This window comes from Acidovorax sp. NCPPB 3576 (assembly GCF_028473605.1).
GTDB lineage: Bacteria > Pseudomonadota > Gammaproteobacteria > Burkholderiales > Burkholderiaceae_C > Paracidovorax.
On sequence record NZ_CP097267.1, the window covers coordinates 2,090,871 to 2,104,219 of the forward strand.

Here is a 13,349-nt window from a genome sequence, read left to right on the forward strand (position 1 = left end):
CGCGCGCCACAGCGGATCGCGCGAGCCATGGGCGAAGAGGACGACGCCTCGGGAGAGAGCAGGGGTCACGCCGGTGGTCCTTCGGTCAACGGCGCAGCACCAGCCAGCCGAAGGCCGCCAATGAAAGCACCGAATAGATCAATCCTGGCGCCGCCGCCGTGAGCCAGGGCGACCAGTTCTGCAGATTGCCCGCATAGCCGAACACATTGTTCAGCAGGAAGAAGCTGATGCCTGCCATCACCCCGCCGAACACGTAGCCTGCGATGCCGCCCGAGCGGAAGTGCAGGTAGGCGAAGGGCAGCGAGAGCACCACCATCACGAGGCAGCTGAGCGGGTAGAACACCTTGCGCCAGAACTCGATCTCATAGCGCTGCGCCGACTGGCCGTTGGCCTCCAGATGGCGGATGTACTGGAACAGGTCGATGGTCGCCATGCGATCGGGCTTGAGAAGCGAGGCGGACACCATGTCGGCGCTGATGCGCGTGGGCCAACGCAGGTCGGGCTCTTGCAGTCGCTCCACGCGCGCTTCGGCCTCGCCGCTGCGATGGAACACGCTGCGCTTGACCTGCTTCAACTCCCAGTGGTCGCTGCCGACCGTGCCGCTGGCAGCCTGCAGGGTGGATGCCACCCGGCCGTCGGCATCGAACTCGAACACGCGGATGTTGAGCATGCCGCCATCGGGGCTGAGGGCGCGCACGTTCACCGCCATCGAATGGGTGCCCTGTCGTTCCTTGAGCCATGCGCCCGTCGCACCAGTGGTCAGCTGTCCCAGATGCCGTGCCTTGACCAGTTGCGCGGCGCGGTCGGTCACCGGGGCGAGGTAGTCGCCCACGGCGAAGGTCAGCATCACGAAGCCCAGGCCCAGCGCCAGCAGCGTGCGCAGCGCTCGCCAGGGCCCCAGGCCGCTGGTGCGCATGATGGTGAACTCCGAGCTTTGCGCCAGCCGCGCCATCACGAAGATCGTGCCGATCAGCACCGTGATCGGCAGCAGTTCATAAAGGTGGCTGGGAATGCTGAGCGTGACGAACAGCATCGCATGGGACAGCTGGTAGCCGTCCGGCCCCGTGCGGCCCACCCAGCGGAGCTCATCGACCATGTCGAAGAAGAAGAACAGCGCGAGGAAGCCGAGCGTGACGAAAGCCACGGCCGACAGGGCCTCGCGGTAGATCAGGCGGCGGATGGTTTTCATGCGCGGCCTCCGCGGCGCCACAGCATGCTGGGCGACCAGCGATGGTGGCGAGCTGTCAGCAGGGCCAGGCCCAGGGCCAGCGTGCCGCCATGCAGCAGCAGCATGAACGGCACCACGCCGAGCCGTCCGGAACTGATCCAGCTTTGTCCCAGGGTCATGAGGTTGTAGTAGACGACGAAGGCAAATAGCGCCAGCACGAGGCTGCTGCTGCGTCCCGCGCGGGGGTTGACGCTGGCCAGCGCCAGGCCCATCACCACGAAGTTGAGCGCGGCGACCGCCAGCCCGAAGCGCCAGCCCAGTTCCGCGCGGAACGCGGGTTCGGCCGAGGCGAGCAGCGCGGGGGTGGAAAGCGTCTTGACCGCTTGCTCATCCTGCGCGCCGGGCGGCGCCGAGCCGATGCGCGTGCCGTATTCGATGAACTCGCTCACCTTGAGCCCGGGCTTGTCCACGGTGGTCTCCAGGCGTTGGCCGTCGCTCAGCAGCACCATGCGCTCGCCGTTGCGCGTCTCCAGCCGGGCGCTGCGGGCGGAGGTCACGGTCTCGCGGCCGCGCTCGGTGGAGGCGATGAACACATTGCTGGCTTGTTCGTTGTCCGGGCTTTCGCGGTCGATGAAGAAGACGCGGCTGCCGTTGGCGGACTCCTGGAATTCACCGGGCGCGATCCGGTCCACGTCCCCACGCTGCTCGTATTGCACCTTGAGCGCCTGGATCTGCTGGTTGGCCCAGGGCCAGATCACCAGGGCCAGCGTGGCGATGACCAGCATCACGGGCCAGGCAAAGCGCAGCAGCGGGGTGAGCAGGTTGATGAGCCCGCGGCCGCTGGCGAACCAGATCACCATCTCGCTGTCGCGGTACATGCGCGAGAGCGTGCCGACCACGGCCACGAACAGGCTCAGGCTCAGGATGGTGGGCAACTGCCCGAGAACGGTGAAGCCCATGACGAGCATCACGTCGGAGGGATTGACGCTGCCGCGCGAGGCCTGGCCGAGCGTGCGGATCAGCATCATGGTCATGACCACGGTGACCAGCACCACCAGGGTCGCGCCGAAGCTGCGCGCCAGCTCCTTGCGAATGGATGAATCGAATAACATTGGCTCGAAGGAAAACACCGATTATGAACTTCGATCTGAAGACCCTGAGCCTTGACGGCGCCGCCGCCGAGAAATGCGACCTGCTGGCCGTCGTGGTGGCCGATGGCGCAAAACCCGCAGGCGGTGCGTTGCCCAGCCTGATCGCGCATGCCCTCAAGAGCGGCGACTTCGACACCAAGGCCGGCAAGAGCCTGCAGCTGTACCAGATGCCCGCCGTGGCCGCACGCCGTGTGGTGCTGCTGGGCGGTGGCGACGGATCTCCGCGCGCCACGCGCCAGGCCATCGTGGCTGCGGCCTCGCTGCTCAAATCCCCCCAGGTCAAACGGGCGACGCTGTGCTTCGCCGCTCCCCCCGCCGCCGGCGCGGTCGCGGCGGCCGTGCAGGCACTCGCCGAAGCCACTTACATCTACACCGCCACCAAATCCAAGACCGAGCCGCGCGTGCTGTCGCGCGTGGTGGTCGGCGTGGCGGACTCCGCTGCGGCCAAGGCCGAGTTCGCTTGCGGCACAGCCTTGGTGTCGGGTATCGAATATGCCCGTGAATGGGCCAACCGCCCGGCCAACCACGCCACGCCCACGCTGCTGGCCGGCGCCGCGAAGGCCCTGGCCAAGTTTCCTTCCATCCAGTGCAAGGTGATGGGCCCGGCGGAAGCCACCAAACTGGGCATGGGCGCGTTCCTGGCCGTGGCGCGCGGGTCGGAAGAGCCGCTGCGCTTCATCGAGCTGCGCTACGACGGCGGCACGCGCGGTCAGGCGCCCATCGTGCTGATCGGCAAGGGCATCACCTTCGACACGGGCGGCATCTCGATCAAGCCCGCGGCCGAAATGGACGAGATGAAATTCGACATGGGCGGTGCCGCCAGCGTGCTGGGCGTGTTCCGCGCGCTGGCCGAACTGAAGCCCGCCATCAATGTGGTGGGCCTCATTCCCGCCTGCGAGAACATGCCCGACGGCCGCGCGGTCAAGCCCGGCGACGTGGTCACCAGCATGAGCGGCCAGACGATCGAAGTGCTGAACACCGACGCCGAAGGCCGGCTGGTGCTGTGCGATGCCATCACCTACGCCGCGCGCTTCAAGCCGGCCGCGATGGTGGACATCGCCACCCTGACCGGCGCCTGCGTGGTGGCGCTGGGCGGCCTGCGCAGCGGCCTGTTCGCGACCGACGACGCGCTTGCGCAAAGCCTGCAGGCCGCGGGCGATGCGGCGCTCGACCCGTGCTGGCGCATGCCGCTGGACGACGAATACGGAGAAGGGCTCAAGAGCAACTTCGCCGACATGGGGAACGTGGCAGGGCGTGCCGGTGGCGCCATCACGGCCGCCAAGTTCCTGCAGCGGTTCGTGGGCGACACGCCCTGGGCGCATCTGGACATTGCCGGCACGGCCTGGAAGGGCGGCGCAGCCAAGGGGGCCACGGGCCGGCCCGTGGGGCTGCTGGTGCAATACCTGCTCGACGCCGCGGCGCAGACCAAGGCCACGGCGCCTGCGCGCAAGCCGGCGGCCAAGGCCGTGCGCGCGTCGCGCGTGGCCGCCCGTTGATCGCCTTGCCTTCTCGGCCATGACGGAAATCGCTTTTCACTTCAATGCGCCGGACAAGCTGGCCTATGCCTGCCGTTTCGCGCGCAAGGTGATGCGCAGCGATGTCTGCCTGGTCATCACGGGGCCGGAGTCCGCGCTCGACAGCCTGGACCGTGCCCTGTGGGCCATGGCCCCGCAGGATTTCGTTGCCCACTGCAACGAACGCGACGCGGACGAATTGCGCGATGCCTCGCCCGTGCTGCTGGCGCAGGACCTGCGGCTGACACCCCATCACGAAGTGCTGCTCAACCTGGGTGGCACGGTGCCGCAGGGCTTCGAGCGGTTCGGCAAGCTGGTGGAAGTGGTCAGTGCGCACGACGAGGCCGACCGCAGCGGCGCGCGCGACCGCTGGCGCCACTATGCGGCGCGCGGCTACCAGATCGTCCGGCACGACCTCGTCTTGAAAGGCGCCTGATGTCTTCCCCGCCCAAGGGCCCCCCCAGATTCGTGCCCACGCTCACCGATGTGGTGCAGCTTTCGGACGCCGTACCCGGCGTGGGGCATGCCAATCCTGCCGCGCCGGTTTCCTCGGCCCCTCCAGGCCCTGCAATTTCTTCCTCCTTTCAAAAGCCTCCCTTGGTCCCCGGGCTACCGCCCCGGCCCGTCGTGACCCCTGTGGTGGCCCCCGCCGCCGTGCCTTCCATGGCGCGGCCCGTGGCCTCTCCGATGGCGCCTCCCGTGGCGGCCGTCCCTTTTCCCGTACCCCCTGCGATGCCTCCCATCCCAGTGCCGTCTTCACACGCGCCGACGCCTGCGGGTTTCGCGCGGCCGGCTGCCGGGCTGAAGGACATCGAAGAGGTGGTGATCCACCGGGTCATGCAGCGGGTGGACGTGGTGCTGGACCAGCGGCTGCGCGAGGCGATCGCCACCGTGGTGCTGGAGCAGACCCGCTCCATCGTGCCCCGCTTGCGCGAGGAAGTGGAGTCGGTGGTGCGCCATGCGGTGTACGAAGCCGTGGCCGAAGAACTGGCCGGACACCCGGGAACGCCCCTGGTTTGAGGTGCGGAAAGGGCAGTGGCAGGGTATTCCCCTGTGGTTTCTGCCGCATGTCATCGTGTTCCCTAGTGATCTGGCCCATAAATTGCGATATGTTTCCGGCGTTGAGACACAACAATATTTCTCAGCGCTCACCCCTTAATGGAGATTCATATGCAACTGAAGTTGAAACTGACCGTGGTTGCCGCTATCGCGGCTTTTGCCGGCGCGGCCTCTGCACAAGAGCAGGTGGTCAAGATCGGCCACGTGGGACCGGTTTCCGGCCCACAAGCCCACTACGGCAAGGACAACGAAAACGGCGCGCGCATGGCAGTTGAAGAACTGAATGCCCAAGGCGTCACGATTGGCGGCAAGAAGATCAAGTTCGAACTGCAAGCCGAAGACGACGCTGCAGATCCGAAGCAAGGCACCGCCGCCGCACAGAAGCTGTGCGATGCGAAGGTTGCTGGCGTGGTGGGCCATTTGAATTCCGGCACGACCATTCCTGCCTCCAAGGTGTACAACGACTGCGGCATTCCCCACGTCACCGGCGCCGCCACCAATCCCAACCTGACCAAGCCAGGCTACAAGACCACGTTCCGCATCATCGCCAACGACAACGCCCTGGGCGCTGGCCTGGCGTTCTATGCAGCCGACACGCTGAAGCTCAAGACCGTGGCCATCGTCGATGACCGCACGGCCTACGGCCAGGGCGTTGCCGACGTGTTCAAGAAGACGGCAACGGCCAAGGGCATGAAGGTGGTGGACGAGCAGTTCACGACCGACAAGGCCACCGACTTCATGGCCATCCTGACGGCCATCAAGTCCAAGAACCCCGATGCGGTGTTCTACGGCGGCATGGACCCCCAAGCCGGCCCGATGCTGCGCCAGCTGGAACAGCTGGGCATGAGCAACGTGAAGTTCTTCGGTGGCGACGGCATCTGCACGTCCGAGATCGCCAAGCTCGCCGCTGGCGCCAAGACGCTGGGCAACGTGGTGTGCGCCGAAGGCGGCGCCTCGCTGGCCAAGATGCCTGGCGGCACCGCATGGCGCGCCAAGTACGACGCCAAGTACCCCAACCAGTTCCAGGTGTACAGCCCTTACACCTACGACGCCACCATGCTGCTGGTCGATGCCATGAAGCGTGCCAACTCGTGGGACCCGAAGGTCTATATCCCTGAACTGCAAAAGTCCAACTACAAGGGTGTGACGGCCAACATCGCCTTCGAACCCAATGGCGAACTGAAGAACCCTGCCATCACGCTGTACGTGTACAAGGACGGCAAGAAGACGCCTCTGAACTGAGCGCGCCGGGAGCGCCTGCCGGTTGCAAGACCGGCGGGCAGTCCAAGCAAAAAGGCCTCCGTTTTCGGAGGCCTTTTTGCTTGGTGCGGCCGAAGCGGCCCGCTCTGTCCGTGTCGTTGGGGGTGTGGTGCGCGGGCCGCCTCAGCGGCGCACCTGCAGTGCACCGGGGTTCACGATGTTGGTCGGCGTGCCGCGGATGTAGTTGACCACGTTGTCGAACGCGGCCCCGAAGTACAGCTCGTAGCTGTCTTGCTCCACATAACCGATGTGCGGCGTGCAGATGCAGTTCTCCAGCCGCAGCAGGGCGTGGCCTTGCAGGATCGGCTCGCTCTCGAACACGTCCACGGCGGCCATGCCGGGGCGGCCGCGGTTCAGCGCGGCGATCAGCGCGTCGGCCTCGATCAGTTCGGCGCGGGAGGTGTTCACCAGCAGCGCGGTGGGCTTCATGCACGACAGGTCTTCGAGCCGGATGATCCCGCGCGTCTCGTCGTTCAGGCGCAGGTGCAGCGAGATCACGTCGCACTGGGCAAAAAACTCTTCGCGCGTGGTGGCGACCTGCAGCCCGTCGCTCAAGGCCTGGGCGCGCGAGGCCTCGCGGCCCCACACCCGCACGTTCATGCCGAAGGCACGGCCGTAGCTGGCGACGATCTGGCCGATGCGGCCATAGCCCCACACGCCCAGCGTCTTGCCGCGCAGCACGGTGCCCACGCCGAAGTTGGGCGGCATCGACGCCGCACGCAGGCCCGACTGCTGCCAGGCGCCGTGCTTCAGGTTGGAGATGTACTGGGGCAGGCGGCGCATCGCGGCCATGATGAGCGCCCAGGTCAGTTCAGCGGGCGCCACGGGCGATCCCACCCCCTCGGCCACGGCGATGCCGCGCTCGGTGCAGGCCGTCACGTCCACGTGCGGGCCGATCTTGCCGGTCTGCGCGATGAGCTTCAGGCGCGGCAGTTTCTCGACCAGCTGGCGCGAGATGTGGGTGCGCTCGCGCACCAGCACGATGATGTCCGCGTCCTTCAGGCGCACCGAGAGCTGGCCCAGCCCTTTGACGGTGTTGGTGTACACCTTGGCGTTGTAGGGGTCCAGGCGTGCGGCGCAATGCAGCTTGCGCACTGCGTCCTGGTAGTCGTCGAGAATGACAATGTTCATGTTGTCCGTAAAACCCGCAAGCTGCTGGGCAGTGCCTTCGTGAAAGCACCGCCGCAGAAATCGAAAAAAAAGCGTGCCGCGCGGCCTGCCGGGCCCGGGCGGTGCCGGCGGGGCAGGGCGCTTGGCCCAGCCGCACATTGTCGTTGATGCGCGCGCCGCCGACGGCGCGCCAGCCCTTCCAGACCGTCGGCGCGGGACACGCCGTTACAAAAGTCTCCGTCCTGGCACCATTGGCCGCCCCGAGCGCGCCATGGGCAGACCGGGTCGCCCACGTGACCGGCCGTAGGGGGCATCCCCAATGCCGGACCTGCGGCAGATCACTAGGCTGCACGCCAAAGGAACCGAATCGTCCATGCCTGCCCACCATGCCTTCTGGCCCCGCCGCCTGCCGCACGCACTCACCCCTCCTGCCACCTCCCTGTGGGACAACCTGGCGATCAGCGCCCGCCGCTACCCGGACAAGCCGGCAGTGGTCTTCTTCGGGCGCGCGCTGACCTACCGCGCCCTCGCCGAAGGGGCCGAGCGGATGGCCGCGCATCTGCATACCCTGGGCGTGCGCCGTGGCGACCGGGTGGTGCTGTGCATGCAGAACTGCCCGCAACTGGTGCTGGCGCACTTCGCCATCCTGCGGGCCAATGCGGTGGTCGTGCCCGTCAACCCGATGAACCGTGCGCAGGAACTGACCCACTACATCACCGACCCGGATGCGCGAGTGGCCATCACCACGGCCGACCTCGCGCCCGAGCTGGCCCAGGCCAGCGGCACCCTGGCGCCGGGCAAGGGCCTGGCCCACCTGGTGGTGGCGCAGTTCACCGATGCGTTCGCACCCGAAGAGGCCGGCGCCGACGCGATTCCGCCCGCATGGCGGGACTGGCTCTGCACGCGCCATGACCTGCCCGCATTCCCCGGCGGCCAGGTGCATGCCTGGGCGGGTGCCCTGGCCTGCAGCGCACCGCCCCCGGACCTGACGGTGGGCCCCGAAGACCTGGCCGTGCTGCCCTACACCAGCGGCACCACCGGGCTGCCCAAGGGCTGCATGCACCCGCACCGCAGCCTCATGCACAACGCGGTGGCCAGCAGCCTGTGGGGCACCGCCACGCCCGAGAGCGTGACGCTGGCCGTCGTGCCCATGTTCCACATCACCGGCATGGTCAGCGTGATGCATTCCTGCATCTACGTGGGGGCCACCCTGGTGGTCATGCCGCGCTGGGACCGCGACCTGGCCGGGCGCCTCATCTCCCGCTACCGCGTCACCAACTGGACCAACATTCCCACGATGGTGATCGACCTCATGGGCAGCCCGAACTTCGGCCAATACGACCTGTCCAGCCTGGTGTACATCGGCGGCGGCGGCGCGGCCATGCCGCAGGCGGTGGCGCAGCGGCTGTTCGAGCAATACGGCCTGCGCTACACCGAGGGCTACGGCCTTACCGAAACCGCCGCGCCGTCGCACACCAATCCGCCCGACCATCCCAAGCAGCAATGCCTGGGCATTCCCTTCATGAGCACCGATGCCCGCGTGATCGATCCCGACACGCTGCAGGAGCTGCCTGCCGGCGAGCAGGGCGAGATCGTGATCCACGGTCCCGGCGTGTTCAGCGGCTACTGGAAGCTGCCCGGGCCGACGGCCTCGGCCTTCATCGACCTGGATGGCAAGCGGTTCTTCCGCTCGGGCGACCTGGGGCGGGTGGACGGCGAGGGCTATTTCTTCCTGACCGACCGGCTCAAGCGGATGATCAACGCAAGCGGCTTCAAGGTCTGGCCGGCCGAGGTCGAAGCGCTCATGTTCCGCCACCCGGCGATTCAGGAGGCCTGCATCATCGCCGCACGCGACAGCTATCGGGGCGAAACGGTCAAGGCCGTGGTGGTGCTGCGCCAGGAACACCGGGGCCAGGTGACCGGCGAGGACATCATCGCCTGGTGCCGCGACAACATGGCCGTGTACAAGGTGCCGCGCGTGGTGCAGCTGGTGGATGCGCTGCCAAAAAGCGGCAGCGGCAAGGTGATGTGGCGGTCGCTGCAGGAGGCCGAACTGACCAGCCCTGCCGCCACCGCAGCCGCTTGATCCGACGCGCTTGGGCTGCGGCGGTTACTGCGCCGCGTGCGCGGCGATGAGTTCCGCCAGGTCCCGCTCCAGCAGCGCCGGATCGCCCAGTTGCAATTCGATCACGCGGCGCAGGTGGGTCACGCTGTCCAGATCCATCGTGCGGCACTGCAGGCCGGCCTGCTGCCCCTCGATGTGCACGATGTCGCCCGTGATGGCGATATGGTCGTTGTCGGCCGACAGCGGGATGACGAGTTGGCACGGTGCGCCCTTGGGCAGGGCAGCGGCCGAAGGCTCCGCCCCCAAGGTCAGCAGCGCGCCCTGCAGCGACAGATCCAGCACCTTCACGTCGAACGTGCCCAGGCCCGTGGTCAGCAGCGCGGGGGCATCGAAAGCCACGCGGACGTAGTGGCGGCGTTCATGGGGCATGGCGGGTTCCTGGAATGGCGAAGGCCCCGCCATGCTACTGCACGGCTGCGCTGCCGGCGGCCGCTGGCTGGCACTTTCGCGGCAGGTTCCAGCCCCGGGCCGGGTTAAGCTTGGCCGCCATGGCGCACATCACCTTCTCTCCTCCGTACCTGCCACCGGACCAGGTGGCAAGCCATCTGCGCAGCGCCGGCTATGCCGTGCTGCGGCCTGCCGATACCGCCGCGTGGATCGGTTGCCCGCTGGGCGACCTCGAAGCCCTGCACGCCGACTGGAGCGGCCTGCCGCCCGATGCGTTTTTGAAGGACGGCGGGCGATACCGCCGCCGCCGCCACGCGAGCTTCGTCTCGGATGGCGACCGCGTGCAGGCCGTGCCGCACCGCGCGCACTGGCAGCCGGTCGAATACAACGCGCTGCACGGCGGCATGCAGCGGATGTTCGCGCCCATGCTGGACGCCACCGTGGCGCGCCCGGCCTGGCAGCAATTGATCGCGGCGCTGGCGCGCGTGTCGCAACAGGCGCTGGCCACGCAGCCCGAGCGCTGGTTCGTCGAGGCGCACCAGTTCCGCATCGACACCACCGATGGCATCGGCCGGCCCACGCCGGAAGGCGCGCACCGCGACGGCGTCGATCTGGTGGCGGTTTTCCTGGTCGGCCGCGAGAATGTGAAAGGCGGCGAGACCCGTATATTCGAAGCGTCCGGGCCCAGCGGGCAGCGCTTCACGCTCAGCGAGCCCTGGTCGCTGATGCTGCTGGACGATGCGCGCATGATCCACGAGACCACGCCCATCCAGCCGCTGGCCGAGGGCGGGTTCCGCGACACGCTGGTCGTGACCTGCCGGCGCGGGGGATTCCAGGACGCGCCGGATTGAGGGCCATGACTTGATGCGGATCAACGGCCGGCAGGCCGGCCGCCGCGACACTAGGGCCTGAGGCGGGCAGGGGATCGCCAGAGCGATCCCCAGGCCCCCAGGCCCTGCCCGATCCATCAACCGAAGGAGAAGTAACCATGTTCAAGCACATCCTGATTCCCGTGGACGGCTCGCCGACCTCGATGACCGCCGTGTCCAAGGCCGCGGGCCTGGCCAAGGCGTTCGGCGCGGCGGTGACCGCCGTGTACGTGGTGGACCCGTACCCGTTCACGGGCGTGGGCGCGGACTTTGCCTATGGCCAGTCGCAGTACCTGAGCGCCGCCACGGCCGAGGCCAACGTGGCGCTGGACGGCGTGAAGAAGGCCATGCAGGAAGCCGGCGTGCCGGTGACGGCGGTGGTGGGCGAGGGCCATGCGGTGCACGACGGCATCCTGCGCGCGCTGGAGACCAGCCAGGCCGACCTGATCGTGATGGGCTCGCATGGCCGCCGGGGCCTGGAAAAGCTGGTGCTGGGCAGCGTGACGCAGCGCGTGCTGGGCGCGGTGCACGTGCCGGTGCTGGTGGTGCGCGACTGACCGGCAGTCGGTACTCTCGGGGGTGGGCGCTGGCCTGACCCTCCATGCAAAACGGCTCCCTCGGGAGCCGTTTTGCATGGAAGGGGCCGATGCCTTCGGCAGCAGGGCCGCGCAAGGCCCCGTGCCGGACGGCGCGGGGGCCAGGATCGGCGCCTATTCGATCTTGGCGCCCGAGGCTTCCACGATGCCCTTCCACTTCGCATAGTCGCTCTTGAGCAGTGCGGAGAACTGCGCGGCCGACAGCGACTCGGGCTCGGCGCCCTGGGCCTGGATGGCGGCCTGCATCTCGGGCGAGGCCAGCAGTTTGTTGACCTCGGCATTCACCGTGGTCACCACGTTGGCGGGCGTGCCGGCCGGCGCGAAGATGCCGTACCACGAACTCACGTCAAAGCCCTTGTAGCCCGATTCGGCCACGGTGGGCACGTCCGGCAGCGACGAGCTGCGCTTGGCCGAGGTGACGGCCAGCGGGCGCAGCTTGCCCGCCTTGATCTGCGCCATGGCCGATGGCACCGAGGACACCAGCAGGTCCACGTTGCCCGACAGCGCGTCCATCAGCGCGGGGTTGGAGCCTTTGTACGGAATGTGGCTCAGCTTGATGCCTGCGGCTTTCTCGAACAGGTCGCCGGCCAGGTGGATGGTGGTGCCGTTGCCGGGCGAGCCGTAGGTGATCTTGCCGGGTTCGGCACGGGCGGCGGCCACCACGTCGGCCAGGGTCTTGAAGCGCGAGTTGGCGCCGGTGGCGATGATGACCGGCGTGTAGGCCACGTGGGCCACCGCGATCAGGTCCTTGGTCGGGTCCCACGGCAGGTTCTTGTAGAGCCAGGGCGCGACGACCAGGTTGTCCTTCTGGCCCATCACCAGGTCGTAGCCGGTGGGTGCGGCCTTGACGGCCTCGGTGATGCCGATGGTGCCGCCCGCGCCCGCGCGGTTGTCGGGCACCACGGTCCATTTGGTCACCTCGGTCAGTTTGTTGGCCACCAGGCGCGAGAGGATGTCGGTGCCGCCGCCGGGAGGGAAGGGCACGATCAGGCGCACGGGCTTCGTGGGATACGCGGCGGCGGGTGCGGCCGTTTGCGCCTGGGCGGTGGCGCCCAGCGCCAGGGCGAGCGCGGTGAAGGAAAGCAGGCTGCGGATCATCGGTTGTGTCTCCATTTTTTGCGGGGAAAAATCAGGCCATCGATACAGGGTAAAAAATGCCTTCAGCGCAATATCCACTAGGGCATTGTGCTATAAAAAACGTAGCAATTGCCTTGCGCGCCGCAGGCCGTGCGTCAGGCAACGCGCACATCGGCCACGGGCGCCTCGCCGAAATCGGCACGCTCCAGCCAGGCCAGCACCCGCGCTGCCGCATCGGCGGGCGAGGTGAGCTGGCCGCCCGATTTGAGGTTGGCGAAGCTCTGCACATCGGGGAACTCCGCCGGGCTGGCGTCGCGCAGATGGGCCTGCATGTCGGTGTCGATCACGCCGGGCGCGAGCGAGCACACCTTGGCGCCGTTCGGCTTGGCCGCCTCGTCCAGCGCCAGGCAGCGCGTGAAGTGGTCCATGCCCGCCTTGGCGGCGCAGTAGGCGGCTTGCGAGGCCATCGCGCGGCGCCCCAGGCCCGAGGAAATGTTGAGCACCTTGCGCGGCACCGGCCAGTTCTCGGTGGCGCCCAGGAAGGCGCCGCTCAGCTGCATGGGGGCTTCGAGTCCCACGCGCAGCGCGTGCGCCAGGTCGGCCGGATCGCTGCTGGAGAGCGGGGCGATGCGCGGCACCACGCCGGCGTTGTTGATGAGGGTGGCGCTGGCATATTGGCCCGCCGGCACGTTGGCCAGCCAGGTGCGCAGCCGGGCGGCGGCGTGCAGGCCCTGGGACAGGTCCTGCTCCCACTGCTCCAGCGTGGCGCCGGCCTGGGCGGCTTCGGCTGCCAGCTCGGGGTTGGCGTTGCGCGAGAGGGTGAGCAGCGCGTGGCCGGGCTGCAGCAGTTGGCGGGCCATCGCCAGTCCCATGCCGCGCGAGGCACCCGTCAAGATCGTGAGGTGTTTTGGCATCCGGCGATGGTACTGCGTGGCCCCCGGGCGCGGCCGGCGGGCGCTGGAAGGGCGCTCAAGTTTCCGCGATGCATGACGCTATTGAATTGATAGCTATACGCCCTAGTGATGATTGCGCT

The 13,349-nt window shown here is 67.9% G+C and carries 13 protein-coding genes; 7 read left to right on the top strand and 6 right to left on the bottom strand.

All coding sequences use genetic code 11. The features are described 5' to 3' along the window. Nucleotides 1–85: 85 nt before the first annotated feature. Both lptG and lptF read right to left on the bottom strand, forming a co-directional pair. The gene (lptG, locus tag M5C98_RS09625) at nt 86–1,189 is read right to left on the bottom strand and encodes an LPS export ABC transporter permease LptG (protein ID WP_272552423.1); all 1,104 of its coding nucleotides are present in this window, start codon (nt 1,187–1,189) and stop codon (nt 86–88) included. Then, nucleotides 1,186–2,280: an LPS export ABC transporter permease LptF gene (gene lptF, locus M5C98_RS09630; RefSeq protein WP_272552424.1), complete on the bottom strand. Its 1,095-nt coding sequence runs from the start codon at nt 2,278–2,280 to the stop codon at nt 1,186–1,188. The genes lptG and lptF overlap by 4 nt, the downstream gene beginning before the upstream one ends. 23 nt (nt 2,281–2,303) lie before the next feature. On the opposite strand from lptF, the gene M5C98_RS09635 reads away from it, so the two are divergent. The 4 genes from M5C98_RS09635 to M5C98_RS09650 all read left to right on the top strand — a co-directional run bounded on the left by M5C98_RS09635 (nt 2,304) and on the right by M5C98_RS09650 (nt 6,134). Continuing rightward, the gene (locus M5C98_RS09635; RefSeq protein WP_272552425.1) at nt 2,304–3,815 is read left to right on the top strand and encodes a leucyl aminopeptidase; all 1,512 of its coding nucleotides are present in this window, start codon (nt 2,304–2,306) and stop codon (nt 3,813–3,815) included. Nucleotides 3,816–3,834: 19 nt separating this feature from the next. Next, nucleotides 3,835–4,269, top strand: a complete 435-nt coding sequence (locus tag M5C98_RS09640; RefSeq protein WP_272552426.1) for a DNA polymerase III subunit chi — start codon at nt 3,835–3,837, stop codon at nt 4,267–4,269. A gap of 296 nt (nt 4,270–4,565) precedes the next feature. Then, entirely contained in the window at nt 4,566–4,853 is a 288-nt protein-coding gene (locus M5C98_RS24705; RefSeq protein ID WP_336298497.1) for a hypothetical protein, read from the top strand. A gap of 150 nt (nt 4,854–5,003) precedes the next feature. Next, on the top strand, nt 5,004–6,134 hold the full coding sequence (locus M5C98_RS09650; RefSeq protein ID WP_272552428.1) for a branched-chain amino acid ABC transporter substrate-binding protein: 1,131 nt from the start codon (nt 5,004–5,006) through the stop codon (nt 6,132–6,134). 141 nt (nt 6,135–6,275) lie between these two features. On the opposite strand, the gene M5C98_RS09655 is transcribed toward M5C98_RS09650, so the two are convergent. Further along, the gene (locus M5C98_RS09655; protein WP_272552429.1) at nt 6,276–7,283 is read right to left on the bottom strand and encodes a D-2-hydroxyacid dehydrogenase family protein; all 1,008 of its coding nucleotides are present in this window, start codon (nt 7,281–7,283) and stop codon (nt 6,276–6,278) included. A gap of 352 nt (nt 7,284–7,635) precedes the next feature. On the opposite strand from M5C98_RS09655, the gene M5C98_RS09660 reads away from it, so the two are divergent. Next, complete coding sequence (locus M5C98_RS09660; RefSeq protein WP_272552430.1) at nt 7,636–9,348, top strand: long-chain fatty acid--CoA ligase; 1,713 nt, start codon at nt 7,636–7,638, stop codon at nt 9,346–9,348. A 24-nt stretch (nt 9,349–9,372) separates the two neighbouring features. Here the strand turns inward: M5C98_RS09660 and M5C98_RS09665 are convergent, their stop codons facing one another. Further along, entirely contained in the window at nt 9,373–9,756 is a 384-nt protein-coding gene (locus tag M5C98_RS09665) for a PilZ domain-containing protein (RefSeq protein WP_272552431.1), read from the bottom strand. A 119-nt stretch (nt 9,757–9,875) separates the two neighbouring features. Between M5C98_RS09665 and M5C98_RS09670 the strand changes: the two genes are divergently transcribed. Next, nucleotides 9,876–10,625 (top strand): 2OG-Fe dioxygenase family protein, encoded by a 750-nt coding sequence (locus tag M5C98_RS09670; RefSeq protein ID WP_272552432.1) that lies wholly within the window; start codon nt 9,876–9,878, stop codon nt 10,623–10,625. 137 nt (nt 10,626–10,762) lie between these two features. Next, a complete protein-coding gene (locus M5C98_RS09675; protein WP_272552433.1) occupies nt 10,763–11,200 on the top strand; it encodes a universal stress protein in 438 nt (145 codons plus the stop codon). A 153-nt stretch (nt 11,201–11,353) separates the two neighbouring features. Here the strand turns inward: M5C98_RS09675 and M5C98_RS09680 are convergent, their stop codons facing one another. After that, nucleotides 11,354–12,337 (bottom strand): Bug family tripartite tricarboxylate transporter substrate binding protein, encoded by a 984-nt coding sequence (locus M5C98_RS09680; RefSeq protein WP_272553233.1) that lies wholly within the window; start codon nt 12,335–12,337, stop codon nt 11,354–11,356. A gap of 134 nt (nt 12,338–12,471) precedes the next feature. Further along, nucleotides 12,472–13,230, bottom strand: a complete 759-nt coding sequence (locus M5C98_RS09685; protein ID WP_272552435.1) for an SDR family NAD(P)-dependent oxidoreductase — start codon at nt 13,228–13,230, stop codon at nt 12,472–12,474. Nucleotides 13,231–13,349: the final 119 nt, after the last annotated feature.

What these genes read in the sequence shown, in the direction of transcription:
- lptG (WP_272552423.1), bottom strand. Translation starts at nt 1,189, where the DNA reads ATGAAAACCATCCGCCGCCTGATCTACCGCGAGGCCCTGTCGGCCGTG.
- lptF (WP_272552424.1), bottom strand. Translation starts at nt 2,280, where the DNA reads ATGTTATTCGATTCATCCATTCGCAAGGAGCTGGCGCGCAGCTTCGGC.
- M5C98_RS09635 (WP_272552425.1), top strand. Translation starts at nt 2,304, where the DNA reads ATGAACTTCGATCTGAAGACCCTGAGCCTTGACGGCGCCGCCGCCGAG.
- M5C98_RS09640 (WP_272552426.1), top strand. Translation starts at nt 3,835, where the DNA reads ATGACGGAAATCGCTTTTCACTTCAATGCGCCGGACAAGCTGGCCTAT.
- M5C98_RS24705 (WP_336298497.1), top strand. Translation starts at nt 4,566, where the DNA reads ATGCCTCCCATCCCAGTGCCGTCTTCACACGCGCCGACGCCTGCGGGT.
- M5C98_RS09650 (WP_272552428.1), top strand. Translation starts at nt 5,004, where the DNA reads ATGCAACTGAAGTTGAAACTGACCGTGGTTGCCGCTATCGCGGCTTTT.
- M5C98_RS09655 (WP_272552429.1), bottom strand. Translation starts at nt 7,283, where the DNA reads ATGAACATTGTCATTCTCGACGACTACCAGGACGCAGTGCGCAAGCTG.
- M5C98_RS09660 (WP_272552430.1), top strand. Translation starts at nt 7,636, where the DNA reads ATGCCTGCCCACCATGCCTTCTGGCCCCGCCGCCTGCCGCACGCACTC.
- M5C98_RS09665 (WP_272552431.1), bottom strand. Translation starts at nt 9,756, where the DNA reads ATGCCCCATGAACGCCGCCACTACGTCCGCGTGGCTTTCGATGCCCCC.
- M5C98_RS09670 (WP_272552432.1), top strand. Translation starts at nt 9,876, where the DNA reads ATGGCGCACATCACCTTCTCTCCTCCGTACCTGCCACCGGACCAGGTG.
- M5C98_RS09675 (WP_272552433.1), top strand. Translation starts at nt 10,763, where the DNA reads ATGTTCAAGCACATCCTGATTCCCGTGGACGGCTCGCCGACCTCGATG.
- M5C98_RS09680 (WP_272553233.1), bottom strand. Translation starts at nt 12,337, where the DNA reads ATGATCCGCAGCCTGCTTTCCTTCACCGCGCTCGCCCTGGCGCTGGGC.
- M5C98_RS09685 (WP_272552435.1), bottom strand. Translation starts at nt 13,230, where the DNA reads ATGCCAAAACACCTCACGATCTTGACGGGTGCCTCGCGCGGCATGGGA.